This window comes from Glycomyces sp. NPDC048151 (assembly GCF_043202775.1).
Taxonomy (GTDB): domain Bacteria; phylum Actinomycetota; class Actinomycetes; order Mycobacteriales; family Micromonosporaceae; genus Glycomyces.
Map to the genome: position 1 here is coordinate 91,791 of NZ_JBIDBB010000009.1, position 25,228 is coordinate 117,018.

Consider the following 25,228-nt stretch of genomic DNA (forward strand, 5'->3'; position numbering starts at 1 on the left):
ACGCAGCAGGTTAGCGTGATCGCTGCAGTCAACTACGAAAATGGGAGATGGGCGAGGCGATGTGTCGCTGAACCGATAGCCCCGCTCCCTAGGGCAATTGCCATCGAAGAAGCTACATTGTCCGAATCGAATCCGTGGTCGGAGGGCAGGGCCAGTTCATCAATCTGCAAAATCGGTAGGTGTTTGTATGCCTTGCAAGCCCGACTTCGGCGAGCTGCTTCGTAGAGTTCTCATGAGGGCGTCAATGGCACGGCGCTGCTCCTCCGGCAGGTCTTCGCCGTCGAGCTCCTGCAATCCGGCCGCGAACTCGGAGGCCTCGGTTTCGAGCGCGGCCACGACTTCGTTCACTGCGCTGAGCCGAGCGGTAAGGCGGGTGACCAGTGCCTGCGCCCTCTCTTCTGGGTTTCCCTGTCGGCTGGTCAGGCCGGTGCCGTAAGGGTGGTACTCGGCGAACACCTCCTCGTCGCCGCCGGGGAGCGGGCGGGCGCCAGTGGACCAGGCGTTGAAGCGGATCGGGGAGATCTCAACGCTCGGAGCGACCTCGATGGAGATGCTCGCGTCGTCGGGGACTGTCAAGAAGGTGAGCGGCGAGACGCCGAGGGCGTTGGCGATCGCGAGGACGACGTCGAAGTAGGGCTTGACGCGGCCGGCCTGCATGTTGAAGATCCGGTGGTTCGTGATGTCCGGGCGGCCGATATCGGCGAGGCGGTCAACCAGGTCATCGACCGTGAGGCCCTGGGCCTTGCGGATATCGCGCATGCGCATGACGACCACCTCGTTGGGGGTGAGGACGGTCGGCCCCGGCTCTATCCCGGCTTGCTCGTCCGAATTTGTCATATAAACAGATTAACCCCTTCGGTCTTGTAGGGGACTTGTTCTCTCGACAGGATTGGTCGCACCACGGAGAACGACTCCCCGGTGACGACGATTGAAGGGCACGACGATGGCGCTCAGCACCACGAAGGCACGCCGCTACAGCGGCCCCTGGACCAGGGAGAGGATCAAGGCGCTCGGCATGACCTGCGGGGTCGAGACTGCGGCCGAGATCATCGGGATCGGCCGGACGCTGGCCTACCGGATGGCGCGCGAGAACGAATGGCCGACACCAATTCGCAAGATCGGTGGCCGGTACCTCATCACCGTCCAAGGGCTCCTCGACTACCTCGACGAGACCGAGCGCGGAGGGCAGGCGTGAACTACTACGAAGCCGCCCTCACTGGCAATGACCACCTCAACGAAGACGACTGTGAGCTCGAGCCCGGCGTGCTCGGCGACCCGGAGGACTACGCGCGGGTTCTCGAAGAACTCGACGACCTCGGCCGCCGACTCGGCCTGGCCGAGCTGACCGGCCGCTGGATGCGCTTCGGCGAACACGCCGCCCGTCTCAGGGCCGTCTGCCTGGACGCGGGACTCGGCGAGGGGCTCACTGCCCGCCTCGTCCGCGCCTACATCGATACGGCCCTCTCCGCCGTCCGAGCTTGAATCCCCACCACCTCAATGAAAGGGCTTCCCCGAGTGATCTGTGTCAAGCAAATGTCCAATGAGGAGTTCAAGCTCCAAATCATCTATGAAGGACAGTCCTTCAAAGTGCCCTCAGCGGCGCTCGCGACTGCACTCGGGTTCTCCCGCCACCGGGACATGATCCGGATGCTGCCGGAGCAGCATCAGACGACCGCGATCATCGCGACTCCCGGCGGCACGCAACAGGTCGCCGCCGTGACGGAGCCAGGCTTCTACCGCCTCATCTCCCAACGGCTGGCCTCCCGCATCGCCGACGCGGACCTTCGCGCGATGGTCGAGCGGTTCCAGGAGTGGGTCTTCGACGAGGTCCTACCGGGTCTACGACGCTCAGGCGCGTACGTCCTGTACAACGAGGCCGCAACTGAGACGCCGACGCTGACGTTCGCCGAGCTCGCGGCGCTCCTGCGGGTCCGGTGCGGATGGGAGTGGGGCCGCGCCGAGCTGATGCGCCAGTTGCGGACCGCTGGCGTGCTCTGCCAGACCGGACAGCCACGCCGATCGTGGGAGCATTGCTTCTACTTCACCGGCTCGGCCTGGACCGTCTTCGAACACGCCGTCGAGGCTATCGAACAGCACCTGAACCAAGTGCAGGGCGTGCTGCGCAAGGACCGCGTCGCACTGGAAGGCGTTGCGGCCGATGCCATCGCTGCCTGAGCTCTACCAGGAAGGCGAGTGGGAGGACAACGACGTGGACTGGACCGCGCTCGAGGAATACCACCTCATCGGCGACCTGCTCCCGGACATTGATCCGGGATACCTGCACGACCAGCCGCTTGACTTCATCTGGGACGCAGGGCGAGCCGACTGCGGCGCCTACTGGAAGTCGATCGCGGACGTGTTCCCGAAGCCGATCATGCGCGAGGACTACGCTTCGGACTACAAGCTGCGCCAGCGGCTACGGCGCGACTCCAAGAAGATCCGCGCGATCTGCGAGAGCTCGGGATACGGGGAAGAGCTGGCCGACAGGTTGGTGCACGCGTTCCTGACCTCGGTGTTCTACCAGTGTCAGTGGCGGCCATGAGCGGACTAGTCGAGGTCGACCCCGCGTTCGGCCATGAACGCCAAGGGCTCACGCGAATTTGCCTTGGTGGCAGGTGCTCCGCCAACATGGGTCTCGTAGTGCAAATGCGCTGCCCCAGAGTTCCCGCTGCTGCCAACGTAGCCGATGAGCTGCCCCGTCGACACCGTGTCGCCGACCGCGACCAGCGGCTGAGAGACCATGTGGCAGTAGCGGGTCACGAAACCGCCCGCATGCTCGATGTCCACATACCATCCGCAGCCCAGCACCTCGCCCGAACCGTCGATGTCGCACGAGTACTCGTTCCCGTGGAGCTCCGCGTCGCATTTGGAGGTCACGACGGTACCGGCACTGGCGGCCAGGATCTCGGCGCCCTTGTCGGCCCCGATGTCGATCCCTTGATGGTCCGGTCGGTCCGAGGTTCGATACCCGCCCCAGAAGGTGCCACTGGGCAAGGGGTTCACCCAGTCGCCGCCGACCGGAGTGCAGGTGACGTAGGTCTTGAAGTGATCGAGGATCGTGGTCGCCATGTCGACGTGATCGGCGTATCGGTCGGGGAAGGCACTGATCTGGACCGCCTGGGCGGCCTCACCAGGAGGCATCGACTGCCAGCCGTCGATCGTGACGAGCTTGTCGTAGAACTTTCCGGCGGCGTAGTCGGTGCTCATCAGCTGCGAGACGGTGCCCCAGCCCGCACTGGGACGCTGCTGGAAGACACCGACGGAGTCATGGTCCTCCCCGATCTTGTCGTGCTCGTACCCCAAGCTCTCCTCGACGTTGAAGTTGGCATACGTGTAGAGGTGCGACTCCGTATAGGCGGTGATGATGCCGATGATCGCACCTTGGTCACCGAGACCACGCTGGGCCGCGGTCAGGTAGACGACGATCGCGTTGTCGAGCTGCGCCTCGTCCCAGCCGGTGTTCCCGGTGATCGCCGAACGCAGAGCGTCGCGGTCCTCGATCTCGCATTCGTACTCGCCGCCGGTACTGGAGGTCGTGCTCGACGCCTGGAAGATCAAGCCCGCGTCGATCGCGATGCCGCCGCCGATGATGGCGACGGCGAGCACGAGCGTGCAGATCACGCCGACGACGGCGACGGGGATCTTCGACATGAAGGCCGGCTCTCGCTTCCGGGGAACGGGGAACGACGCCGAGCTGCGCGCAGCAGAGGCGGGGAGACCTCGCGGGGACGGCGCAGCCCAGTGGAGAGCCACGGTAAGAGCAGGTCAAAGCACCGCCAATGAATGAAGCCAACTCGTTACCGACAGGTACCTCGCCTAGGCGTCAGTAGAGACCTAGATCTCACCGAGCGCCCGCCGATCCGCGCCCACTGGCTTGAGGGCTGACAGGCGCGAATGCCATCCATGCAATTCGCCTGCCGATGTCGCGTGGGCCAAAACCTATGCAGCGCAGGCGCATCGAATGTCCGAATCTTATGTAACTATCCGATCACGATAATTTTCGCTACGCCTGAGGGTGCTGGACGATGCGGACATTTGCCATTTACGGTTTCCCCCGCCGCGACTACAGCAAGTGATTCTCGCTGAACGTGCTCGGCCTCCTGTGTGAGGCCACCCCCCAGGTTGATAACTCAAGGAGATGCCCCATGTCCGTGGTCTTCCACGCTCTCGCCCTGGCGGACGCCGCCAACTCGCTGCTCGACAGCGCCTCGATCGCAGCCGGATTCGTCGAGAACCCTGCGCCCGTCGATCCCACCGGCGGTTCTGAAGGCGGCACCGTGCTGCTCGCGATGCTCAAAGGTGGGGCCGTTCTTGCCGCGGCGGTCGGGGCGCTGATCTCGATCTACTACCTGATCTTCGGCCGGTTCGCTGACAACCCGAAGGCACTGTCGAACGGCAAGTTCGGTATTCCAGTGGCGCTGTGCTGCGTGGTACTGACCTTCACCGCGATTCCCATGATCAATGCGCTTGTCGACTCGCTGGGCTAGGTGAGTTGCGATGTCCGAGTTCTTCGAGAAGCCAAAGATCGGCAAGCCGATCGGCGCAGCGGTTGCGGCGGTCGTAGTGCTGGCGGTGATCGCCGCCGCGATCGTGGTGGCCTACCGTGCCGGAGCTGACTCGGACGATGAACCCGGCGCGGCTCAGTCGGACTCCGTGGGTGGGGCCGAAGGGCTGCCCGGTGCTGACCAGGTCTACGACCCGCTGACAGTCGTCGATGGCGCCGAGTACGACAGCGACCTGTACATCTTCCATGGCTACGAGCGCAGCTACGTCGGAGCTGTCTCGGCGGCCTTCAACTGGCTGAGCGCCCTCGGCAGCTCGCTCGACCCGGACTACGCCGAACAGCTCGGCGACGCGGTCCTGGTCGAAAACGCCAACCAAAATCCGGACGACTGGCGTGACTGGCCGCTCAAGCGTCGCGAGGAGATCGGCCTCGGTTCGACCGGATCGGTGCCCGATGGATGGGGGCTCAACGCCTCACCCATGGCCTACCAGACCAGGAACGCGACACCCGAAAGCATCGAGGTTGTCTTCCTCGTCCGGCTCACCGCTACGTCGCCCTACGGGTCGACCTCGGCGAACACCCTGCAGTCGATGAAGCTGGTCTGGACCGGGGAGGACTGGGCCGACTCCGGTGACGACCTGAGCGCCGACTACACCGCGCTCAAAGTCGATGTCGGCGAAGAGTACAGCGACGAGGCCAAGCACCTCGGCTGGCAACAACTCATCTGGTAACCGGACTGTACTGCCATGAGCTGCAAAGAAACCGCACAAGCCTGCGTGAGTGCCGCCGGAGAAACCGAAGACGGTGGTCTGGTCGCCGGCTGGCTCCAGGACGCGTGGGAAAAAATCTGCTACTCCTTCGCCGACGCGGCGGTGGAGATGTTGGAGGGTTTCGCCAACGCGTTCACCGCGATGCCGGAACTCGACTTCACGGGCGAAGGCTTCCAGGGCGCTTACGCGATCTCGCTGGGACTGGGCATCTTCGTCGCGGTGATCCTGTTCCTCGTCCAGATCGGGATGACGGCCTTCACACACTCGGGCCGCCCGATCGCCCAGGGGTTGATCGGCCTGATGAAGGCGTTCATGGCCTTCATCCTGACCTTGACCTTCGCGACGACCGCGCTGGCGGCATCGGATCAGATCGCTGAGGAGATCATCAAGCTCACCTTCGGGACTGAGGACCAGAGCGGTGGGGAGGTGCTGCGCGAGCAGTTCGCGACACTGTATTCCGCGAACGCGGGGGTCTCGATCGCATCGGTGCTGATCCTGGCGATAGCCGGGATCGTGCTCACCCTCGTCTTGTGGTTCGAGCTGCTGCTGCGCAACGCCGCAATCGCCGTCCTGATCGCCACCTCCCCGATCGCCGCTGCCGGCCAGGTGGGCTCGGGAACTTCGGAGTGGTGGACGAAGTTGGTCCGCACCACCATTCAATTGATCATCCTGAAGCCGCTCATCGCCTTGATTTTCGGAGTCGGCTTCTGGCTGCTCGGCGGAGAAGCCGAGAGCGGGAACCTCGCAGGAACCCTTTCGGGGATGCTGGTGCTGCTGCTCGCCGCGCTCGCATGGCCCGCAGTTGCCAGGTTCATGACGTTCGCCTCCTCGTCGGTGGGTGGTGGTGCCGGGCTTGCGGCAGTTGCCGGGGCCGGAGCAGGCGCGGCGACGCAAGTCGCCGGCCCGGTGGGGATCGCCCCTGCCCAGTTCGCTCAGTCCTCCGCTGCCCGCAACGAGAGCACGGTCGCGCGCGCGCAGCACGCCGCAAGCGGCGCGGGAGCCAGCGGTGCGGCAGGGAAGGCCGCTAGTGCTGGGAAGTTCGCCGGGCCTTGGGGCATGGCCGCAGCTGCCGGACTATCAGTGGTGCAAAAGGGAGCGAACACGCTGGTGCAGCGCACGGAGCAGATGGCTGGTCACGCCGGCGTGCAGGGTGCGAACCCGTACGCGCTCCCCGCAGGCCAGAGCTTCCAAAATCTTTCGGCTATCCAAGCCGCCCAAGCCAACCGAGGAACCGCAGACGGGGATCAACGGCAAGGTTCGGGCGCGCCACGCGGCCCCGAGGCACCGCCCCCGGTGCCGCCGACGCCTCCCAACGCTTCGCTACCCGGCAATGACAAGTAAGGACGGAGTCCGATCATGAGCAATCCCGAGCGGGCGCAGACCCCCAGGACGTACTTCGGTTGGCAGACCGAACGAGTGAACTTCCTGTTCGGCCTGACCGTCTCCCGGTCGTTGATGCTGATGTTCGCGGTGCTGATGGCGGCCTGGCCGCTGGGTGCGGCGAACTTCGAGCTCGGCCTGGTGTGCTGGCCGCTGGCCTTCCTCATCACGGGGTGCGCTTTCATGCGGCTCGCCGGACGCACGGTCGACGAGTGGATCGCCGCGTGGGGGACTTACCACCTCGGGCGTGCCTTGAGCTGGCACCGCTTCGCGGGCGGGCCCTTCAGTCCTGAACACACGATGGTCGAAGCGGTCGCCGTCGAGGATGAAGAAGCGGCCCTCGCGGACGAAGACCAGGCCGACGAGAACACTGCGAACTCCGGGACCGACTCGTCCGATGACGAACCGTCGCGCAAGCGCTGGTTCACCTTCAGGCTGCGCCGCCGCCGCAGGGCCGACCTCCCCGGCGTGCTCGCTCCGCTGGAGATCCTTGAAGGTGAACGGCTGCACAACGCCGAACCTCTTGCCATCGTGCGGCACCGTCGCGACGGCACTTACACGGCCGTTGCGAGCGTCCGGTTCGCCGGCATCGGCCTGGTCGATTCGGAGCGGCGTGAGGCCCGCGTCGGCGGGTGGGGCGGTCTGCTCGCGGGACTGTGCGCTGAGGGTTCCCCGATCGTGCGCGTCCAAGTCCTCCAGCGGCTCGTGCCCGAGAGCGGCGCGGCGCTTCGCCGTTGGCACGCCGACCATCTCGCCGATGACGCGCCCGCGATCGCCCGCGAGGTCAACGAGCAGTTGCTGTCGACCGCTACGCAGGCGACCGCGCAGCGACAGACCTATCTGGCCGTGGTGTTCGACTCGAAGAAGGCCCAGCACGCGATCCGCCAGGCCGGAGGCGGCTCGGCGGGCGCGATGGTCGTGCTCTCGCGGCATCTGCGGTCGCTGACGTCGATGGTCGGCGTGGCCGACCTCCAGGTCGACCATTGGCTGACCGTGCGGGGCCTCGCCGAGGTCATCCGCACTGCATACGACCCGCACTCATCCCGGCTCATGGCCGAACGCCGCGTCGCGACGGGCGGGATGGAACCGGGCGTGGACCCCGGCGCCGCCGGACCTGCTGCTGCCGAAGCCCACCAGGGCTACTACGCCCACGACGGCGCCTTCTCGGTGACCTACTGGGTGTACGAGTGGCCCCGCGCCCAGACACATGCGACGGTCCTCGCCCCGCTGCTCAGCGAAGGCGAGCACCGCAGGTCGTACTCGATGCACTACGAACCACTCGGACCCCGCCAGGCCGAACGCGAAGTCATGCGCGAGCGCACCGAACGCGATGTGGCCGTACGCATGCGAGAAAAGGCGGGCCAAGTCGTCCCCGAACACGAGAAGGCCGCGCTGGAAAGGGCGATCAGCCAGGACGCCGAACGCGCCGCCGGGCACGGGCTCGTGCGGTTCAACGCCTACCTGACGGTCACGGTCGAAGACCGGGACGACCTCGAGAAAGCCTGCGCGGAACTGGAAGCCGATGCCTCCGCGGCCAGGATCGAGATCCGGAAGATGTGGTACGGGCAGGACATGGGCTTCGCCGCTGGGTCGCTGCCGCTCGGATTCGGCCTGCCGAAGAAGCGGTGGTGAACGTGAGTCGCACCCGCCTCCCGCGCGCCGAGCGCGAACTGCGCCCCGCCGACCTCGGCTTCGCCGAATGGTCCCAGAACACCACACCGGCCAAGCGAGCGAAGCCGTCGAAGCCGCAAGCGAAGCCGTTCACCGAACCTGCGCCGCCCGGTCGCGGCTGGGCCCGTCCCTACGCCGGGCGCGCCCCGCTGCTCCCGGCCGTCCCGGTCCACCGCGGCAGCACCGGCCAGGTCTCCGGCCTCTACCCCTATCTGTACGGGCAACCGCTCCCGCCACTCGGCGTCTACATCGGCGTCGACGTCCTCTCCGGCGGCACGTTCTCCGCCCACCCGGTCGAATGGCTGAAACGCGGCATCACCACCAACCCGAACCTGCTCATCACCGGCAACCCCGGCGTCGGCAAATCCGCCCTCTTGAAGGTGCTCATGCTGCGGCTCATGGCGAGCGGCGTCCGCGCTTTCGTCTTGGGCGACTTGAAGAACGAGTACTCCGCGCTCGCCCGCGCCGTCGGCGTCGAACCGGTCGAGCTCGGCCCCGGCATCCGCAACCGCATCAACCCGCTCGACGCCGGCCCAGCGGGACGCAACCTGCCGACCGACCCGACCGAGCTGCGCGAACGCCTCGATGACATTCACCGCCGCCGCCTCACCCTCTTGGCGTCGCTCCTCGAAGTCCGGCTCGGACGCCGCCTGGAGCCGACCGAAGAAGTCGCTGTCTCCCTGGCGATCCGCCACGCCTCCGGCGAGCACGACGGCAACTCGACCCTCAAGGACCCGACGATCCCGCAGGTGTGGACGCTGCTGCGCGACCCCACCGACGACATGGCCGCCGAACTGCGCTTCACCAACGTCGAGCAGCTGCGCGAAGCGATCCGGCCCGCCGCCGACGCGCTCGCCATCATGGTCTCCGGGTCCCTCGCCGGGCTGTTCGACGGCCCCACCACCGTGGCCCCGGACTTCGACGCCTTCCTGCAAACCGTCGACATCTCCCGGCTCGACGGACGAGCTGACGAGACCGTGTCGATGACGCTCGCGTGCGTCTCCACCTGGGGCCAAGCCGCCATCGACGAACCGGGAGGGCCGCTGCGCCTGATTGTGCGCGACGAGCTGTGGCGGCCCATGCGCATCCCCGCGATGGTCCGCAAGCTCGACTCCGACCTGCGCCTCTCCCGCTCCCAGGGCACCATCCAACTGCTCAGCACACACCGCCTCTCGGACTTCGAAGCGGTCGGCGCCGCCGACTCCGAGGAAGTCGCCATCGCGCGCGGCATCGTCGCCTCCTGCGACATCCGCGTCTGCCTCGCCCAGGACACCAAGCCGCTCAAGGTGATCCGCGAAGAGGTTGGCCTGACCGACACCGAGGCCGCCCAGATCGCCGGGTTCTCAGCCCTCACCAAAGGCCGAGCCTTGTGGAAGGTGGGCAGGGACCACTCCCATGTCGTGCAGACCATCCTCTCGGCCGCCGAAGAACCCCTGGTGGATACGGACGCGCGCATGGCCATCGGTCAGAACAACGGGGTGTCGAAGTGACGCAGTCGAATACGAAGATGGTCATCACCCCCAGCGACGCATTGCTCTTCCTGGGCACCGGCCTGGTAGTCGGCCTAGTGGTGTGGGTGTGGCTGACCGGCCAGATCGCCGGGCTCCTATTCGGATTCCATTGGATCAACGTGGGCCTCACCGAGGTCTTCTCCGCCGCGTTCGCCCTCCCGGCCAATCTTGGCGACCCCGCCGCAGCATGGCCCGCGCACACCCGCCCGCACCTCCCTGGACAGACCGGGTTCGCCGTCGCCGCGGTCTTCGCGCTCGCGATCACCGTCATCGGCCTCGTCGGCGCGCTCAAGGTCTACCGTCGCCTCGGTGGCGGTGGGGGCAAACGCGGCATGGCGACCAGCGCGCAACTCAGTAGGAAACTCTCCCCGGCTGCGGCCTTGAAGAAGGCGAAGCGACTGCGGCCCAGCCTTGCGGTGCGCGCCACCGTCGACCATGTCGCGGTCAGCCTCGGCAAGGCGATCGGCGCGGGCATGCGCCTCGCGGCAGACATCGAGAACTCGGTGCTCGTCTTCGCCGCGCCCCGCCAGGGCAAGTCGTCCCAGGTCGTCATTCCCTGGCTCGCCCACTGGCAGGGACCGGCGCTCGCGACCTCAGTCCGGCCCGACATCGTGCTCAACACCTACAATCACCGCAAGGCACTCGGCCCGGTCGCCGTTCTCGACATCTCCGACATCGCCTGGCCTGACCAGCTGCGGTGGTCGCCGGTCATCGGCTGCGAGGACTACGACAAGGCCCGCCGCCGCGCGAAGGTCATGGTCACCGTCGGCAAGTCCGGCACCGACTCGAACAACGCCGGGTTCTTCCGCGCCAACGCCGTCAACCTCCTGGCCGCCTGGCTCCACGCCGCCGCCCTCGACGGTAAGGATCTCGGCGACATCGCCGCATGGGCGCTCGACGAGACTGACCGTCAAGCCGCCGTCATCCTCGAACAGCACCCCGGGACCGCACGAGGTGTCGCGGGCAACGTCGACGGGCTCTACAACCTCGCCCCCGAGACGCGCTCCAGCCTCTACGCCACGGTCCAGACCGCGCTCACCCCGATCCTCTCCCCGCGAGCCCGCGCCGTGTTCTGCCCGAGCCCAAGCGAGCACTTCGACATCGTGACGTTCCTACGCGAATCCGGCACCGCCTACCTCCTCGTTCCCGAAGCGAAGGCCTCGGAGATGGCCCCGCTCATCACCGCGTTCGTCGACGAGGTCACCGAGATCGCCACCGACCTCGCCAACAAGGCATCAACCGGCCGGCTCGACCCGCCGCTGCTCATGGCCCTTGACGAGGTCAAGAACGTCACCCCCTACGAGCGGCTGCCCGACCTGATGTCCTACGCCGCCGGCTCGGGGATCTTCATCGCCGCGATTCTGCAGAACAGCGCCCAGGCCCGCGCCGGCTGGGGAAGGGACGGCGCTGACATGCTTTGGGGTGCAGCGACGGTGAAGATCGCGCTCGGCGGCCTGTCGGGCGACGAAGCCGAGGACTTCGCCGACCTCGCCGGGAAATGGCGCGAGCACGTCCCCGGCGTCCAGTACGGACCGAACGGCACCAGCCACGCCCCGACCGACCGGGAACGCGACGTCATCACCGCCTCCCAGGTCCGCCAGCTTGACGCCGACCGGGGCGAAGCCCTCGTCATCGCCGGCGGCGTCGCCCCGGTCAAGACCCGCATGGTCCGCCACTACAAATCCAAAGACGCCGCCACTTACGCCGCCTCCGTCGAGGAGACCATGCAGCTGCTGGGTCGCGGTGCAGTTGTCGCAGAGCCCGTCACGACTGAGGAGCCTGGGCGGCGCTGGTGAGCAACGAGATCATGGACGAGCGCGGGCGCCCCGACGACGCGCCCCCACCCGATGCCGAGAACGACGAGAAGAAGCAGGAGTCGGCGGTCCTGTCGATCCAAGGGCGCCTGACCGAGTGGCACGCCTTGGAGCCCGAGGACCGCCAGCGACACTGGGGCGACCTGGTCGACTGGGTCATCTGGCTTTACGACACCTACGAGCTCGGCCGCGAATACCGACTCCCCAAATGCTGGCCCGAACACCCCGGCCTGGTCCAGGAACTCTGGTCGCTCAAATGCTGGCGCGAAGCCCTGTACACGACCAAACCCAACGAAGGCGTCACCCACGGCCGCCGCGCCGGATCGCTCGCCCTCTACACCCGCGGCTGGCACAACGAACTGCGCTCCCTCGCCGCGCAGATCAAGTTCTACGCGCCCAAGTGCCTGACCGGGCACAAGCGTTCAACCCTCGCCGAGGACTACCCCGAGGATGACCTCCGGACCAAGTGGGCCGCGGCCGACCCGCTAGGCGGCGTCCAAGCACCCGACCCCGCACCCGAGCCGGTCTTCGAGCTGACCGAGCGCGACATGCGCCGCCGCATCACCGGCGGCGAAGCCGAGGTCCACCCCGCTGGCCTGCCCAGCGTCGTTGCCTCACGCGGGCACTGGTGGATCGGCAACCTCGAGACCGGCATGTGGCAGCGCGTCGACGACGAGCGGATTGTCGAACAACTCGACCTCCTCGCCGAAGACTTCGAAGGCGAGGATACGAAGCTTTCCGAGCCCCAGGATTTGTCAAATATGCAGATCGATGGTCACGGCCCTGACGGGGCCTGATGCTTGAGGCCCTGACACCAGACAAGGAGGAGCAGGAACGATGTCAACCCTCATAACCGAGGCCGAGCGGCGCCTGCTCGGCGCGATGCTCGCCGACCGCAGCATCGACCTGAGCGAGTCGATCTCCGCCGACGACTTCTCAAACCCCGCCTACGGCGCGGTCTACGCCGCAATCGGCTACGTCCGCGAGAAGAGCTACCGCAAAGGCCCCGACCTCTCCTCCGAAGTCGCCAAGATTGCCGACGTCCCCGGGATCGACCAACCCGTTCTCGAACTCATGCGAGCTGAGGCACCGGACAACCGCGAACACCTCCTCTCCTATGCGGGCATGGTCAAGGAAGCCGCGTTCATGCGGGAATGGCGCGAACTCGCCCGGGAGACGCTGCACGGAGACGGTGTGATCCTGAGCCCGGAACATCAACGCGACTTCGAACTCATGGAACGCAAGAGCGGCGAACGCCTCGACCTGCTCGACCGCGACTACACCCAGAGCACCGACAGCGGACCCGCGCCCATGAACGACAGCCGCACCGCGCTCGAAGAACAGCTCGTGGCCTCGCTCCTGGCGAACCCCGAGCAGGCCCGCACCGTCGTCGAGATCGCCCCGCCCGAGACCTTGCAGGACTTCCGCAGCCGCACCGTCTACGAACTCGTCGCCTCCATGGCCTGGAACCGCGATGCGGCCTCCGACCTCGACCTGCTCTACCAACTCGGCCGCGCCGAACAACTTCTCGTCAATGCCGGATACGAAAAGCCCGACTACCCCGAACCCGACGCCGCCTACGTGCAGCGTCTGCGGGAGACCCCCACCGCCGTCCACACTGGCACCGAATCCGCCCGCGCCATCGCCGCTCAAGACGCCCGCGTCAGCGCCGAGTACTCCACGGCCCTCTCACCCTTCGAACACGACCTGACCGCGACCCAAAACCTCAACCTCGGCACGACCGCACCCGGCCCGCAGGCCACAGAGACGCACCTGCCCGGCCACGGCGGAGGCCTCCGATGAGCCAGCCGCAGACCACGACCAAACGGGCCCAGACCCCGAAGCCGCTCCCGCACGTCATCACCACCAAGCGCATCCGCATCGCCTGGCTACGAGGCGAGGTCACCCCGCTCTCACCCCAGATCGACAACTGCGTCCAATACCTCGGCCACTGGTGGATCAACGACGACACCGAATGGATGCGCGTCACAGCCCCCGCCGCGATCGCCCTCCTCGACAAACAAAAGGCCAGCTCCACGATCCTCTACCGAAATCTCCACACGAAACTCGCTCCATAGCGCCCAAGGAGTACAGCCCAAGGCCTAATTCTTTCTCCGGGGCCGAGTAGCCGTCCCCGCACGACGGGCCAGGAGCGCTAGGGCGAGAACCGCGAGTGCGCGGAGAATCTCTGCCCGTTCCGCAGGCTTGGAGCCGCGGAGCGCGAGCAGCGAGACGAACGCGACAGTTGCGGCTGGGGCGGCCAAACCCCCTGCGATCCAGAGAGAGAGCGTCGAAAAGTCCATCTCTCCGTTGTACCTAACGGCCGTGACACAGGAAAACGTCCCACACTGGGGCATTGACCTGCGCATATGTAGCCCGATTCGCGTAAGTGCAGCTAGATCCCTGTGGATAACTTGTTTCACGGCCTGTGGATAACATGTTTCACGCCGTGGGCGACCTGTGGAAGGTGTGTGTCAGAGCGGCGCGTTTGAAAGGCAGGTAGAAACGAATTGGGGAAGAGCCAGAGCAAGAAGCCGAAGAAGCTCGATCGGTTCGAGGCGGAGGTGCGAGCCCTGCTCGAGCGGTTCGTGAACGCGCCGGTCGAGCAGGGCTCGCACCTCCGCCGACCGCATGCCTGATCTGCGCGTCATGTGGTCCGACCGTGCCGCGGTACCGGGTGAAGATCCTCAACAGATTGCAGAGCTCAACCCGGGAAGCCCACTAATGCCAAGGTCGCGAGTCTAACTTTCAGGCGGAGCGGTGAAGAGGCGAGGTGTGGTTTGTTGACAGTTGCGCGAGGTCGGCAACTATGTCTACCCTATGCGCCGCAAACGTTTAGCGACGAGGGATCGTAGTCGCCCAGGTAGAGATCCCATTCATCGTCCGTGAACGTGCGCCCAGACTGACCGCAAACGGCGCTATAGGGGTCGCGAAGGAACGAGATGTCAATGTCGTGCATGTAGCCGTCCGTGAGCATCAGCAGTGCATTACTGTTGGGGGTAAATCTCGGAAAGGTACCCAGGTGAAATGTGGCCGCAATTTCGCCCGTTGAAGTATCCCAGATTGCCGTCTGCAAGGAGATCCACAGATTGAGTACCAGGTACCTCCCATCCGGTGAGGAGCGCACTTCCTCGACCATCTCATCGTCTCCGAGATCATAATTGATGGCTTCGTCATCGTGTAGGTTCAAGATTGTCAATCCAATTCCGGTCCCGATGGCTAGCTCCGGCGTGTTTCCGATGAACTCGAGAGCGAACACATCCGAGCTTTCGGGAAGGAACTCCTTTATTAGATTTCCGCTACGGACTTCCCATATACGAACGATGCCATTTCCATCCGCTGCTGCAATAAAGGATCCGTCGTGGTTGAAGGCAACGGCCTTCAGTCCGGAAAGATCGAATTCACCCAGTGGCGCAATCAACTCGCCGGAATTGGTATCCCAAAGGCTCAATTGCGGGAGATCTTCAGGGGCGCTGGAGAAATCGTTTCGGAACCCAGCGGCGAGAATGCTTCCATCCCGGCTGAATTCCATGGTCATGATGTAGTTCAGCAGTGCCTCTGTATCGACGGGGTACGCGTTGATGGTCAGCATCCCGCCGCCGCTGCTGATATCGGTGATTGTGATTGGGGCACCAGCTCCGACGAATGCATGTGCGGTCTTCGAACCGTCTGGGCTTGCCTGGGCTGACAGAAGAGTCATGCCAGCGGTAGGGCTGTGCTCGACCTCGGTCTCTCCAGTCACGATGTCTGCAGTCACTGATCCAAAGTCACCCGCTGTCACGACGCCGGTTCCATCGGCGAGGACCTCAAGGTCCTTGCCGGTTCCTGTGCGATCAATGTCGAACATCGTGACCTTCTGCATCCGGTCAATGCTCCAGAGCAGTACTCCGTCGTCGGTTGCTGCGGTGATGACACCGTTAGGGCCGAAATCAAGGTCGGAGATTCGAATATCGGTCGGCGCGACGCCGATAATCGAGCGTTGTTCGACATTCCAGATGGCAATTCCTGACGTGTTGTGCACCAGCATCATTGACCCATCCTGGCTGAAGAGACTGCGCCCTCCGGAACGTTCCGACAGTACTGTGGCCCTGTTCTGTTCGACATCGGTGAACATGCAGTACGTGCCACAGTCCACGATATGCATTGGGTTTGTCGGGCTCGATACAAGTGACTCAATTGGCTCAGGCGCTTGGTGGTCGTCCTGCCATATTTCATTGCCGGTCGCGATCTCCCACTGGCGTAGCATACCATCGCTTTGACCGGCGAGAATCGACTCGCCTTTCGAGTTGAACATTAGCTCGGTGATCCCGTTGCCTGTGGAAATCTCGGTCACCATCTCGGCGGTTGCCGCGTTCCAGATTCGGAGTACTCCTGTGGTGTCGTTCGTTCCGGTCGCCAGCATGGTTGAGTCTCGGCTGTAGGCGATTGAAGTATCGTAGGTATTGCCTTCGTCTGCGTTAAACCGGTGCAGCAGGCTGTCGTTCGCTACATCCCAGATCAGCACTTCTCCAGCCGAAACGGCCGCCAGATGCGTGCCGTCTGGGCTGAATTCGAGGTTTTCGATTCCGATACCGAGCTGTTCGGGAATCATGGTCGGTATCCAGGTCGCGGTGTCCCAGAGGACCAGAGCCCCGTCGTCGTCACCCGTGGCCATGGTGGTGGCATCCGAATTGAGATCGAGGGTAGTAAGTGGCGCACGGTGGCCGCCGTCGAGCAGTCCGATCATCGGGTTGTTAACAGCGTTACTCATAGCATTCCATGCCTCGTCAGTTTTGCTGACTTGCCAGGCGGACGCGGCGAGCAGTTGCGCAAGGGGCCCGTTGGTGGCTGCGATTTCCGTGCTCTGAGCGGCCAGTTCCTGCGACCTCCTCAGGTCGTAGATCTCGCTCAATTCGCGGTTGGCATCGACGATCAAGTAAAGCGGAATGATCGCGGAGATCGCCACTATGGCAGCAGCGCGGGTCCACAACACGGACTGCCGCGTTCGGCTGTCCGCGAGGTACTTCAACTCGACATCGCTGAGATCGTCGCGACGGGTCCGCCACTGCCGGGCCTCCCAAAGATCCCCAATCGACATCAGTCGCGCCCTGGAACCTGCTGAATCGCTCCTGCGGGGAATGTGAGGCCGCAGGACCTGGCTCCAGTACGAGATGGGCCGGTCTGCAGGACGCTGTGCCCACCGATCAGCCCGATGCCGTATGGCGTCCTGCCAGAGCCGGAACTCGCGGTCCTCGACTGCGATGGCCGCCAGCCGATTCCAGTGGACGATCAAAGAATCGTGCGCGAGCTCGACAGCAAACTCGGCATGCTCATCGCGGTAATCAGCGGAACTGAGTTGGACGAGGCGGTCAGCGGCGAGGCGGCCAGCGACAGCCCACAGCTCATCGCTGAGGTCGCTGCGCTGCACGATTCGCCGGGTGAACGCTCGGTCATTACCTGGCATCGGGTGGACAAGCTGGGAAAGGAGGCGCCGAGCGAGTGGCTTCTCGGACTCGGTCAGTCCCTCCCAGATTCGATCGGCATAGTCGGTGAGCATCGAGCGAAGGTCGCCATGCTCTCGATAGGAGGAGTACGTGACCAGGCCGTCGTGCTGCCGTTCCCACAGGCGGTTCAGCGCGAACTGCAGCAGTGGAAGCCTTCCTGGCTGGTTCTCTACCTCGGAGATGAGGTGGTCGACCAGTTGCGGCTCGAACCTTACGGTTTGCAACCGCTGGAGAGGTCGCTCGATGGCCTCGCGAAGACCGGTGGTGTCGAGCTCGGGAACAGGGATTTGATAGGCCCGCGCGATCAACTCGTCAAAATGTTGGTACTTCCCTGCTATCGGAAGGAAATCGTGTCGGATGCCAAGCAGCAGGCAGGGGCGCCCGTCTGTGGCGACGAGGGCTGCCAGCACGGCACCGAAGGACGCGATCTGCTCCTTGGAGCCTGCTAGTACCTGTTCGAACTGGTCTACGATCACCACCAGTTGGCGGCGTTTCCGTCGGTGGAGCAGATCAGTGATGATCTCGGCAGTCTGGCCGCGCAGCATCGCATCTGCGTACCGATTAACGGCTTGGTAGCGTTTTTCAGTGTCGGCATCTGGCTCGTATGCCTCTGCTAGGGCGAGCGCGAGTGCTCGGACTGGTGTCTGCGCCTCTCCAGGGATGCAACGCACTGTCAGGGTGTCGGTCCTGTTTCGCAGACGCGGAATGACACCTGCCGCGAGTAGTGAGGATTTCCCGACTCCCGATCCTCCCGTTACCGTGACGACCGGATTTGTCGTCGACAGCTCCGCGATCTGGTTAGCAAGGGCCTCTCGGCCGAAGAAAACCTCAGCGTCACCTTCGGTGAACTGTCGAAGGCCAGGGTACGGTGACGGGGGACGCGCGAGATCCCTCAACTCTGACCAGGCCTCAAACAAGCCTTCGGCAGGGACCATGTATGCGCTCTGGGGTCCTCCGCGGCTCCATGCGTGTGTCACCATGCCAAGGACGGTGCCTCGCGTGGGATCCCATACGGGGGCCCCAGAGAAGCCTTGCTCGATGGGAAACTGGCTGACTTGGTCGAGATCGATCTGTGTTCTGCCGGTGCCCTGGCCGCCGCGTAGGCGAACGATGCTCCAGGCGCCGTCGTCGGCGCGGGCGGGAAACCCCAGAACGGTTGCCATCAAGTCGAAGGACGTCTCAGCTTCAACGATGGGAGCGGGTGAAGCAGGTAGGGGCGGTCCCGCAACCAGTCGCAGTCCAGCGATGTCGCTGAGTCGCTCTTCTCCTGGAGGTACCCAGTGTTCAATCTCCGCATGGAAGCGCCGTCCTGGTGCCAAAAGGGGAAAATCGAGCACGACCATGCCAGACGGTCGTCTTGTACTGCCCACTTCGTAGCCGAGCGACAGGTTCGCGACATGGGCGGCCGTCAGCAAGAGATCAGGGGCTGCGAGGAACGCGGTGCCGACCGGGCGATCGTGTGAGCCGAGTATGCGTGCGACTACCGTGCCGAGAGGGCTCGGCAAGCGTGGTGTTTGGGCCATAGGGATGTGGCTCCGATCCGCCAGCGGGCCGTGACAGGGGTGGCCGGCATCTACACTGATCCACGATCGTACCAACGCGAATCTCAAGGGACGGTACAGCAACCGTGAGTACCAGGATCGTGACCATGCCGCTAGAGAGTGGTGGCAGTGTCGACATTGAGATCACCGACAACTCTGAAGCCTTCATCGAGCCGGTCGGACGGGTTGCTGACGCGACTGCTACCACTGTCCGGACCCTGCGGAAGGCGTTCTCGGAGATCACGCCCGCAGTCGAGGAAGTGGTGGAGCAGCTCCGTGGCACTCCGTCGAAGCCGGACCGAATTGCCATCCAGTTCGGAGTCAAGATCACTGGAGAGACGACGGCAATCCTTGCGAAGGCTGCAGCCGAGGCCAACTTCACCATCACTGCCGAGTGGCAGCGGTCCAGTATCGAACAACCCCCGTTGTCATAGTCCTACTTGAGAAGACCTGTACTCACACGAGGCTGCCGTCGCTGGGACTCATGGTTGATTGTCGTCACGCACACCGTTTTGAGCGGCACTACTTGCTGACCAGGAATCTTGACTCCCCGAGAAGTGGGAACGCACGCTACAGCTACTACGAGAGCGAGGGCGATCTACCCGAACCTCGACATGCCCAGCCAAATCGCTGGTTCCCGAATCCTGTACCGTGCCGAGCACGAAGAGCTCGGGGCATTTGCCATCCGTGTTCGCTCAAAGCCGCAGCCGGGCAAGCCGCGGCACCCCAAGGGGGCCAGGAACACTAGGTGTTCCTGGCCCCCTTGGCCTCTAGTTCTATCCGCCAAAGTAGGAATTCCCCAACCGTTGTCTTTCCTCGGCGGGAATGAACAGCTGAGGGAAGCCTTCGACGTGGATCTGGCCTTGGAGCAGGGAGAGATTGAGGTCCCAATTGAAGCTCGCTCGGCGGCGGTAGATTGCGACCGCTTCTTCGATTGCGGACTGGGACACCCGAGCGTCCCAGCCGTTCACCTCTGCGAGTCTGCGACGGACCAAATGCGTCTCGCCCCTGATCCCTGCGAGACCGATGTGCTGGGTGCGGTGGCATCCCGCGTCGAGCGCGATGAGCCGGTCGAGCCGCTGCACGAACTGGTCGCCCCGGATCTCGAACGACCAGAGCTCGTGGCAGTCTGGCCGACGACGTCGTCCGCTGACTGGGTCGTATCCCGCACGGCCGCAAACCTCGCAGACGTTCCCGGCGCGCTCGCACGCCGGAATACGCAGCCGATCCCACTCGGCTCGGGTGAGGATTCCGCGAAGGTTCGAGCCCCAGACGTTCTCGGGCAGCAAGTCCGGAAACAGGAGGCCAGGGCCGATGCGCGGTGACTCGATCACGGTGCCAGCGCCGACTTCGGCGGCGGCCGTTGGACGCTGCTCGGGGCCGTCCGTGCTGGGCCTCTTGCGGATGAGATTGCGTAGCAGGCTGAGCGGACCGATCATACTGCTTGCCCTCCTTCCTGTGCGGCGAGTTTTCCGAGGACTTCCTGAAGCCGGGCCATCTCGGCGAGCACCTCCGTGATCGATGTCGGCTCCGGGCACGTGTTGGCGACACCGGTTGCCGAGAGGTCTCGCATGTCGCAGCGCTGCTTGCGGACCTTGTTCAGTGCCGCCAGTGCGGTCTCGTCTGCGTTGCTGAGCGTGTGGAGGTAGCGCTCAGTGGTGATGATGCTGGCGTGCCCCAGCCGCTCCTTCACGACCACGAGGTCAGCCCCGCCGTTGAGCAGCCAGGAGGCGTGCGCGTGGCGGAGCAGGTGCATCCGGATGTCGATCTTGATCCCGGCCACTTGCAAGGCGGGTTTGATGATCCGGTCGCGGAACCACCGCGAGGGGATGTGCCCGTCGGTGTCCCAAACCCTCGGCCGCCGGGGGCTATCCTTGCCCTCGGCGCGGCGGTTGCGGCGGTAGTCCGCCATTGCGGCCTTGCAGCAGTCGAGACGGCACTTCCCTGCCGTGTAGCCGCTCAGCGTGCCGTGTTGATAGGTGCGGCCCTTCTCGTTTGGTTCGGTTTGGCCGAGGGCGCCTGGTTTGGCGAGGACGAGGTCCGTTGCGGGAGGCGGCTTCGGCGGGTCGTACCAGAACAGCAGGTCGTTGCTTTTCAGGTTGTGGTTCCTGATGTGGGCCTTGAACTTCTGGCCGAGGATCGGGTCGACCTTGATGAGGCGGTATTCCTTGTCCTTCGGGTACTCCTTGACGAGGAACCGCTTCCCCTCCGGGTGAAACTGGGAGTTCACCATCACGACGGCCCGCTGGACGGTGAAGACGTTGGTGTCCTGGTCGAAGTCATGCACGCGGAGCTCGGTCAGTTCTCCCCACCGCATCCCCGTCTCCACGTCGGTTTCCACCAGGAGCTTCGACATGTCGTCCGGCAAGGAGTTGTAGAAGGCGTCGAACTGCTCCGGCGAGACGATCACCAAGGGCTTCTTGGGAACCGGGTCGGTCTTGACCAGCAGGCACGGGTTGCTCAGTCGGACCTCGTCGCTGACCGCGCTGGTCATGATGGTGCTCAGCAGGATCTTGAGGTACTTCCTTGTGGCGGCCGAGACCCCGCCCTTCTTGAGCTTGGTGAGCCACCGCTTGATGTCGATGGGGTAGATGTCGAGCATCCGCATCTGCCCGAAGGTGGGCATGATCTTCGAGTAGAGCTGGTAGAAGTAGTTCTCCAGCGTCTTGACCTCGACGGTCAGGTTCGGAAGCCAGTCCCTCTCGACGTAGGTCTGGAAGAGCACGCGTCCTCGGATGAGGTGCTGGCCGCGGCCTTCGTTGACCTTCGCCTCAGCGGCCTTCCACTCCTTGTCGGCTTCCTTCTTGGTGTCGTAGGTGCCGGCGGAGCGCTCGTAGCCGTCGGCGTCGACGAACACGGCGGTGTAGCGGATACCCTTCTTGAGGCATCGTTTCTTGGCGTAACCCACGGGGTGGTCCTCCATCTGTCTCGTCCGAAATCTGTCCGGGGGACGTGCCGTCAGGCACGGACAGAGGGCCACACGAAAAGACATGCGATGTCATGCATGTTTCGCGTGTGACCTCGGACGATAGTCAGATTTTGGGGTGTTTCCGAGCGATCTGTTTATACGACAAATCGCGTTCGGGACGAGGGGGTCGCAGGTTCAAATCCTGTCAACCCGACAGATGAAGATACAGCTCAGGGCCGGTCTCCCACCTTCGGGATTCCGGCCCTGACTGTGTCTGCAGCAGTGTTTACAGCGAAGCAGGAGGGGCGGGGCCGTGTCGCCCTGCCCTTCGACGTTCCGGTCCTCATCCTTCACGGGATGCCGGCGGCCCCAGGACTCGAGCCTTCTCGGTCTGGAACTCCTCGTCGGTGAGCTTGCCGCGGTCGTGCAGGTCGGCGAGCACTCGCAGCTGCTCGGCGGCGTTGTCCGGAGCGTATTTCGCGACGAACGCCCGGCTGCTCTCGTCGAGGGCCTTCCGCTCGGCTGCGGTGGCACCGGCTGGGCGGGCGATCAGGTAGATGAGCGTGCCGAAGAACGGCAGGAGGATCACGATCACCACCCACAGCGCCTTCAGCCAGCCCTTGAGGTCGTCCCGACGGAAGATGTCGAGCAGCGCGAACGCCCACATCATGATCAGTGGCAGCCAGATCAGCAGCAGCCAGAAGTAATCCCAAAACGACATGGCGCTTCCTTCGAGCCAGGACCGAGGCCGATTCACCCCGGTGATGACTCACTCTCGCAAGATTTCCACCGACTCGTAGCGGATTCGCGTACTCTCCCCGAGCTCCGGGCGACTCCTCCGGGGTGGAGAAAACTTCACCGTGAAGTCGGGCACCAGCGGCAATGTCCTGCGGCGCGAGCGAACCTAGTGTTCAAGGCATGGATATTTCAGCCGCGCCGCCGATCCCCTGGCGCAGAGCCCCGCGAGCAGCGGTGCGGGCCTTCTGGGCGGGGTCGACCTGGCGCTCCCTCATGCATCTGGTCACCGGCGCCGTGGTCGGCGTCGCCGGCGGGGTGGCGATCTTCGCGCTCGTCGTCGTGGGCGTCGCCGGGTTCTTCACGATCGTGCTGCCGGTCATCGCGGCCGGGACGCTGCTGGTCGTGAGCGGCGCGCTCACCTGGGTGCAGCGCAGCCGCCACAGCGCGTTCCTCGACGCCGAGTGGCCCCCAGGGCCGTCCGCGCAGCCGGTGACATTCGCGCCGCGCGAGCTCTGGGCGATCGTGAAGAGCCCCAAGACATGGCGGCAGTTCTCCTACCACGTGATCGCCGGGTGCTCCGCCTTCCTGGTGGCGGCGGTCGCCGTCTCCGCGTGGACGATGGGCCCCGCGATGGCCTTCGCACCGCTCTTCGGCCAGCGGTCCGGACTCGAAGCGCGGCATTGGATCCTCTGCGGCGTAGGCATAGTCGTGACGTTCGCGGCACCTTGGATCACCCAGGGCCTCGCGGCGCTCGACGGGCTCCTGGCCCGGATCCTGCTGGGCAACAGCCGGACCGAAGCCCTGGAGGCGCGGGTGACCGACCTCGCCGCGAGCCGGAACTCCACTGTGGATGCCGCCGACGCGGAGCGCCGCCGCATCGAACGCGACCTCCACGACGGCGCGCAGCAGCGCCTGACCTCCCTCGCCATGAACCTCGGGATCGCCCGCGCCACCCTCAGCGACATGCCTGAGGAGGGCGCCCGCGCCATCGCCGAGGCGCACGAGGAGGCTAAGCAGGTCCTCACCGACCTGCGCGACCTCGTGCGCGGCCTTCACCCCGCAGTGCTTGAGGACCGCGGCCTGGACGCGGCGCTGTCAGCGGTCGCCGCCCGCTCGCCGGTCCCGGTGCGGGTGCGGGTCGACATGGACCGGCGCGTCGCCCGCGACGTCGAGGCCGTCGCCTACTTCGTCGTCTCCGAAGCGCTGACCAATGTGGCCAGACACTCCGAGGCCGCGCACGCCGCCGTCGAGGTCTCCCTAGAGGACGGCCAGCTGCGGCTGCGCATCGCCGACGACGGCCGCGGCGGCGCCGACCCCCAGGGCGGCACCGGACTCCAGGGCCTGCGCGACCGGGTCCGCTCGGTCGACGGCGCCTTCCACATCAGCAGCCCCCTCGGGGGCCCCACGGTTATCGAAGCGGAGCTGCCATGCGAGTCGTGATCGCCGAAGACTCGGTCCTGCTGCGGGAGGGCCTCGCCCGCCTCATGGAGATCAGCGGCATCGAAGTGATCGACACCGTCGGCGACGCCGAAGCGCTCCTGCGCTCGGTCGAGCGCGACTGCCCCGACCTCGTCGTGGCCGACGTGCGGATGCCGCCCGACCAGAGCGACGAAGGCGTCAGGGCCGCGCTCGTCCTGCGCCGCCAGTACCCGGACCTCGCGATCCTCATGCTCTCCCAGTACGTCGAGGAGCGGTACGCGGTCGAACTGCTCACCGGGCAGATGCGCGGCATCGGCTACCTCCTCAAGGACCGGGTCGCCGACGTCGCCGAGTTCCTCGACTCGCTGCGCCGCGTCGCCGACGGCGGCACCGCCCTCGACCCCGAGGTGATCTCGCAGCTCCTGGTGCGCCGCAACGGCAGCGAACTCGACCGGCTCACCCCGCGCGAACGGGAAGTCCTGTCGCACATGGCAGAAGGCCGCTCGAACGCCGGGATCGCCGGGGTCCTCGTCCTCAGCGAAGGCGCCGTCAGCAAGCACATCAACTCGATCTTCACGAAGCTCGGGCTCCCGCCCACCGACAGCGGCAACCGCCGCGTGCTCGCCATTCTCAAGTTCCTGCAAGGCAACCCGAAGGACCGGTCATGATCGACACCCCCGAGAAGCAGACCACCGAAGCCCCGTCACCCGAAGCCCAGCGCACCTCCCGCACCGTCTGGTGGATCGTCGGCGCCGCCGTCACCGGCACCGTGCTCCTGCTCGCCCTGGCCGCCACCGGCGTCTGGATCTGGTCCGTCGCCTCGCCCGAGAAGTCCGAGACCCGCACCGAGACGTACGACCAGGCCGTCGCCGGCGTCGACGTCGCGACCGAGGTCGGTCACATCGACCTCAGCGCCTCCGCCGACTCCACGCTCGTGGTCGACCGCGAGACCCGTTGGCGCGGTGAAGAACCCGAGCCCACCGAGACTTGGCACGGCGACACGTTCGCCGCCGTCGGCGAGTGCGACGACCGCCTCGTCGTCTTCTGGGACGGCGACGAGTGCGAGGTGAACTACACGCTCGCGCTGCCCGCCGGGGCCGCCGCGAAGGCCGAGAACTCGGTCGGCGACGTCACCATGGACGGGCTCGACGGGACGATCGACGTCGAGACCAGCGTCGGCGACATCGAGGGCGAGAACCTGCGCGCCACCGAGACCGTGGCTGAATCGAGTGTCGGCTCGGTCTACCTGGAGTTCGCGGAGGTGCGCGGCGGCATCGACGTCACCACCAGCACCGGTGACGTCGAGATCGTCGTCCCCGACGACGGCACCACCTTCGACGTGGTGTTCGCCTCGGGCGTGGGCAGCGAGGACATCCAGATCGCGACCGACCCGTCTCGCAGCGCCGACTACGTGATCACCGTGAACACCGGCGTCGGCGACCTCACCGTCCGCTACGCCGGCTAGACCCGCACCACGCATTCCGCTGTC

The 25,228-nt window shown here is 65.2% G+C and carries 23 protein-coding genes; 17 read left to right on the forward strand and 6 right to left on the reverse strand.

Features of this window, described 5'->3' with window-relative positions:
• Positions 1–159: 159 nt before the first annotated feature.
• The gene (locus ACGGCP_RS21710) at positions 160–765 is read right to left on the reverse strand and encodes a helix-turn-helix domain-containing protein (protein ID WP_392968964.1); all 606 of its coding nucleotides are present in this window, start codon (positions 763–765) and stop codon (positions 160–162) included.
• A gap of 178 nt (positions 766–943) precedes the next feature.
• Between ACGGCP_RS21710 and ACGGCP_RS21715 the strand changes: the two genes are divergently transcribed.
• Genes ACGGCP_RS21715 through ACGGCP_RS21730 form a run of 4 tightly spaced genes read left to right on the forward strand, consistent with a single transcriptional unit; the run spans position 944 to position 2,542 of the window.
• On the forward strand, positions 944–1,195 hold the full coding sequence (locus tag ACGGCP_RS21715) for a helix-turn-helix domain-containing protein (RefSeq protein WP_392968967.1): 252 nt from the start codon (positions 944–946) through the stop codon (positions 1,193–1,195).
• Positions 1,192–1,482, forward strand: coding sequence for a hypothetical protein (locus tag ACGGCP_RS21720; RefSeq protein WP_392968970.1), 291 nt, complete (start codon positions 1,192–1,194; stop codon positions 1,480–1,482). The genes ACGGCP_RS21715 and ACGGCP_RS21720 overlap by 4 nt, the downstream gene beginning before the upstream one ends.
• A 51-nt stretch (positions 1,483–1,533) precedes the next feature.
• Positions 1,534–2,175 carry a Bro-N domain-containing protein gene (locus ACGGCP_RS21725; protein WP_392968973.1) on the forward strand — a complete coding sequence of 214 codons (642 nt, stop codon included), beginning with the start codon at positions 1,534–1,536 and terminating at the stop codon, positions 2,173–2,175.
• Positions 2,159–2,542, forward strand: a complete 384-nt coding sequence (locus ACGGCP_RS21730) for a hypothetical protein (protein ID WP_392968976.1) — start codon at positions 2,159–2,161, stop codon at positions 2,540–2,542. Before ACGGCP_RS21725 ends, ACGGCP_RS21730 begins: the two co-directional genes overlap by 17 nt.
• A gap of 5 nt (positions 2,543–2,547) precedes the next feature.
• On the opposite strand, the gene ACGGCP_RS21735 is transcribed toward ACGGCP_RS21730, so the two are convergent.
• Positions 2,548–3,651, reverse strand: coding sequence for a M23 family metallopeptidase (locus tag ACGGCP_RS21735; RefSeq protein ID WP_392968979.1), 1,104 nt, complete (start codon positions 3,649–3,651; stop codon positions 2,548–2,550).
• A gap of 494 nt (positions 3,652–4,145) precedes the next feature.
• On the opposite strand from ACGGCP_RS21735, the gene ACGGCP_RS21740 reads away from it, so the two are divergent.
• From ACGGCP_RS21740 to ACGGCP_RS21780, 9 genes are read left to right on the forward strand one after another with little or no spacing between them, the layout of a single operon-like run.
• Positions 4,146–4,487 carry a hypothetical protein gene (locus tag ACGGCP_RS21740; RefSeq protein ID WP_392968982.1) on the forward strand — a complete coding sequence of 114 codons (342 nt, stop codon included), beginning with the start codon at positions 4,146–4,148 and terminating at the stop codon, positions 4,485–4,487.
• Between the two features lie 10 nt (positions 4,488–4,497).
• The gene (locus tag ACGGCP_RS21745) at positions 4,498–5,235 is read left to right on the forward strand and encodes a hypothetical protein (RefSeq protein ID WP_392968985.1); all 738 of its coding nucleotides are present in this window, start codon (positions 4,498–4,500) and stop codon (positions 5,233–5,235) included.
• Between the two features lie 15 nt (positions 5,236–5,250).
• Positions 5,251–6,615 carry a hypothetical protein gene (locus ACGGCP_RS21750; protein ID WP_392968987.1) on the forward strand — a complete coding sequence of 455 codons (1,365 nt, stop codon included), beginning with the start codon at positions 5,251–5,253 and terminating at the stop codon, positions 6,613–6,615.
• A gap of 15 nt (positions 6,616–6,630) precedes the next feature.
• Positions 6,631–8,286, forward strand: a complete 1,656-nt coding sequence (locus ACGGCP_RS21755) for an SCO6880 family protein (RefSeq protein WP_392968990.1) — start codon at positions 6,631–6,633, stop codon at positions 8,284–8,286.
• Between the two features lie 2 nt (positions 8,287–8,288).
• Positions 8,289–9,815, forward strand: coding sequence for a type VI secretion protein (locus ACGGCP_RS21760; RefSeq protein WP_392968993.1), 1,527 nt, complete (start codon positions 8,289–8,291; stop codon positions 9,813–9,815).
• Positions 9,812–11,632 (forward strand): type IV secretory system conjugative DNA transfer family protein, encoded by a 1,821-nt coding sequence (locus ACGGCP_RS21765; protein WP_392968996.1) that lies wholly within the window; start codon positions 9,812–9,814, stop codon positions 11,630–11,632. Before ACGGCP_RS21760 ends, ACGGCP_RS21765 begins: the two co-directional genes overlap by 4 nt.
• Positions 11,629–12,447: a hypothetical protein gene (locus ACGGCP_RS21770; RefSeq protein ID WP_392968999.1), complete on the forward strand. Its 819-nt coding sequence runs from the start codon at positions 11,629–11,631 to the stop codon at positions 12,445–12,447. Before ACGGCP_RS21765 ends, ACGGCP_RS21770 begins: the two co-directional genes overlap by 4 nt.
• Positions 12,448–12,487: 40 nt before the next feature.
• The gene (locus ACGGCP_RS21775; protein WP_392969002.1) at positions 12,488–13,453 is read left to right on the forward strand and encodes a DnaB-like helicase N-terminal domain-containing protein; all 966 of its coding nucleotides are present in this window, start codon (positions 12,488–12,490) and stop codon (positions 13,451–13,453) included.
• A complete protein-coding gene (locus ACGGCP_RS21780) occupies positions 13,450–13,728 on the forward strand; it encodes a hypothetical protein (RefSeq protein ID WP_392969005.1) in 279 nt (92 codons plus the stop codon). The genes ACGGCP_RS21775 and ACGGCP_RS21780 overlap by 4 nt, the downstream gene beginning before the upstream one ends.
• A 740-nt stretch (positions 13,729–14,468) precedes the next feature.
• Here ACGGCP_RS21780 and ACGGCP_RS21785 read toward each other — a convergent pair.
• Positions 14,469–18,656 (reverse strand): trypsin-like peptidase domain-containing protein, encoded by a 4,188-nt coding sequence (locus ACGGCP_RS21785; protein ID WP_392969008.1) that lies wholly within the window; start codon positions 18,654–18,656, stop codon positions 14,469–14,471.
• 104 nt (positions 18,657–18,760) lie between these two features.
• Between ACGGCP_RS21785 and ACGGCP_RS21790 the strand changes: the two genes are divergently transcribed.
• Positions 18,761–19,108, forward strand: a complete 348-nt coding sequence (locus tag ACGGCP_RS21790) for a CU044_2847 family protein (RefSeq protein WP_392969011.1) — start codon at positions 18,761–18,763, stop codon at positions 19,106–19,108.
• 342 nt (positions 19,109–19,450) lie between these two features.
• Here the strand turns inward: ACGGCP_RS21790 and ACGGCP_RS21795 are convergent, their stop codons facing one another.
• The 3 genes from ACGGCP_RS21795 to ACGGCP_RS21805 form a co-directional block, all read right to left on the reverse strand.
• Positions 19,451–20,113 carry a hypothetical protein gene (locus ACGGCP_RS21795; RefSeq protein WP_392969014.1) on the reverse strand — a complete coding sequence of 221 codons (663 nt, stop codon included), beginning with the start codon at positions 20,111–20,113 and terminating at the stop codon, positions 19,451–19,453.
• Complete coding sequence (locus ACGGCP_RS21800; RefSeq protein ID WP_392969016.1) at positions 20,110–21,582, reverse strand: tyrosine-type recombinase/integrase; 1,473 nt, start codon at positions 21,580–21,582, stop codon at positions 20,110–20,112. The genes ACGGCP_RS21795 and ACGGCP_RS21800 overlap by 4 nt, the downstream gene beginning before the upstream one ends.
• 343 nt (positions 21,583–21,925) lie before the next feature.
• Positions 21,926–22,303 (reverse strand): SHOCT domain-containing protein, encoded by a 378-nt coding sequence (locus tag ACGGCP_RS21805; protein WP_392969018.1) that lies wholly within the window; start codon positions 22,301–22,303, stop codon positions 21,926–21,928.
• A gap of 197 nt (positions 22,304–22,500) precedes the next feature.
• On the opposite strand from ACGGCP_RS21805, the gene ACGGCP_RS21810 reads away from it, so the two are divergent.
• Genes ACGGCP_RS21810 through ACGGCP_RS21820 form a run of 3 tightly spaced genes read left to right on the forward strand, consistent with a single transcriptional unit; the run spans position 22,501 to position 25,204 of the window.
• Positions 22,501–23,760, forward strand: coding sequence for a sensor histidine kinase (locus ACGGCP_RS21810; protein ID WP_392969021.1), 1,260 nt, complete (start codon positions 22,501–22,503; stop codon positions 23,758–23,760).
• On the forward strand, positions 23,748–24,407 hold the full coding sequence (locus ACGGCP_RS21815) for a response regulator (RefSeq protein ID WP_392969024.1): 660 nt from the start codon (positions 23,748–23,750) through the stop codon (positions 24,405–24,407). Before ACGGCP_RS21810 ends, ACGGCP_RS21815 begins: the two co-directional genes overlap by 13 nt.
• Positions 24,404–25,204 carry a DUF4097 family beta strand repeat-containing protein gene (locus tag ACGGCP_RS21820; RefSeq protein ID WP_392969027.1) on the forward strand — a complete coding sequence of 267 codons (801 nt, stop codon included), beginning with the start codon at positions 24,404–24,406 and terminating at the stop codon, positions 25,202–25,204. The genes ACGGCP_RS21815 and ACGGCP_RS21820 overlap by 4 nt, the downstream gene beginning before the upstream one ends.
• Positions 25,205–25,228: the final 24 nt, after the last annotated feature.

Coding starts and splice junctions, on each gene's coding strand:
- ACGGCP_RS21725 (WP_392968973.1), top strand. CDS start 1,534: ATGTCCAATGAGGAGTTCAAGCTCCAAATCATCTATGAAGGACAGTCC.
- ACGGCP_RS21780 (WP_392969005.1), top strand. CDS start 13,450: ATGAGCCAGCCGCAGACCACGACCAAACGGGCCCAGACCCCGAAGCCG.
- ACGGCP_RS21815 (WP_392969024.1), top strand. CDS start 23,748: ATGCGAGTCGTGATCGCCGAAGACTCGGTCCTGCTGCGGGAGGGCCTC.
- ACGGCP_RS21820 (WP_392969027.1), top strand. CDS start 24,404: ATGATCGACACCCCCGAGAAGCAGACCACCGAAGCCCCGTCACCCGAA.
- ACGGCP_RS21740 (WP_392968982.1), top strand. CDS start 4,146: ATGTCCGTGGTCTTCCACGCTCTCGCCCTGGCGGACGCCGCCAACTCG.
- ACGGCP_RS21805 (WP_392969018.1), bottom strand. CDS start 22,303: ATGTCGTTTTGGGATTACTTCTGGCTGCTGCTGATCTGGCTGCCACTG.
- ACGGCP_RS21730 (WP_392968976.1), top strand. CDS start 2,159: ATGCCATCGCTGCCTGAGCTCTACCAGGAAGGCGAGTGGGAGGACAAC.
- ACGGCP_RS21795 (WP_392969014.1), bottom strand. CDS start 20,113: ATGATCGGTCCGCTCAGCCTGCTACGCAATCTCATCCGCAAGAGGCCC.
- ACGGCP_RS21710 (WP_392968964.1), bottom strand. CDS start 765: ATGCGCATGCGCGATATCCGCAAGGCCCAGGGCCTCACGGTCGATGAC.
- ACGGCP_RS21810 (WP_392969021.1), top strand. CDS start 22,501: ATGGATATTTCAGCCGCGCCGCCGATCCCCTGGCGCAGAGCCCCGCGA.
- ACGGCP_RS21785 (WP_392969008.1), bottom strand. CDS start 18,656: ATGGCCCAAACACCACGCTTGCCGAGCCCTCTCGGCACGGTAGTCGCA.
- ACGGCP_RS21755 (WP_392968990.1), top strand. CDS start 6,631: ATGAGCAATCCCGAGCGGGCGCAGACCCCCAGGACGTACTTCGGTTGG.
- ACGGCP_RS21735 (WP_392968979.1), bottom strand. CDS start 3,651: ATGTCGAAGATCCCCGTCGCCGTCGTCGGCGTGATCTGCACGCTCGTG.
- ACGGCP_RS21775 (WP_392969002.1), top strand. CDS start 12,488: ATGTCAACCCTCATAACCGAGGCCGAGCGGCGCCTGCTCGGCGCGATG.
- ACGGCP_RS21715 (WP_392968967.1), top strand. CDS start 944: ATGGCGCTCAGCACCACGAAGGCACGCCGCTACAGCGGCCCCTGGACC.
- ACGGCP_RS21750 (WP_392968987.1), top strand. CDS start 5,251: ATGAGCTGCAAAGAAACCGCACAAGCCTGCGTGAGTGCCGCCGGAGAA.
- ACGGCP_RS21745 (WP_392968985.1), top strand. CDS start 4,498: ATGTCCGAGTTCTTCGAGAAGCCAAAGATCGGCAAGCCGATCGGCGCA.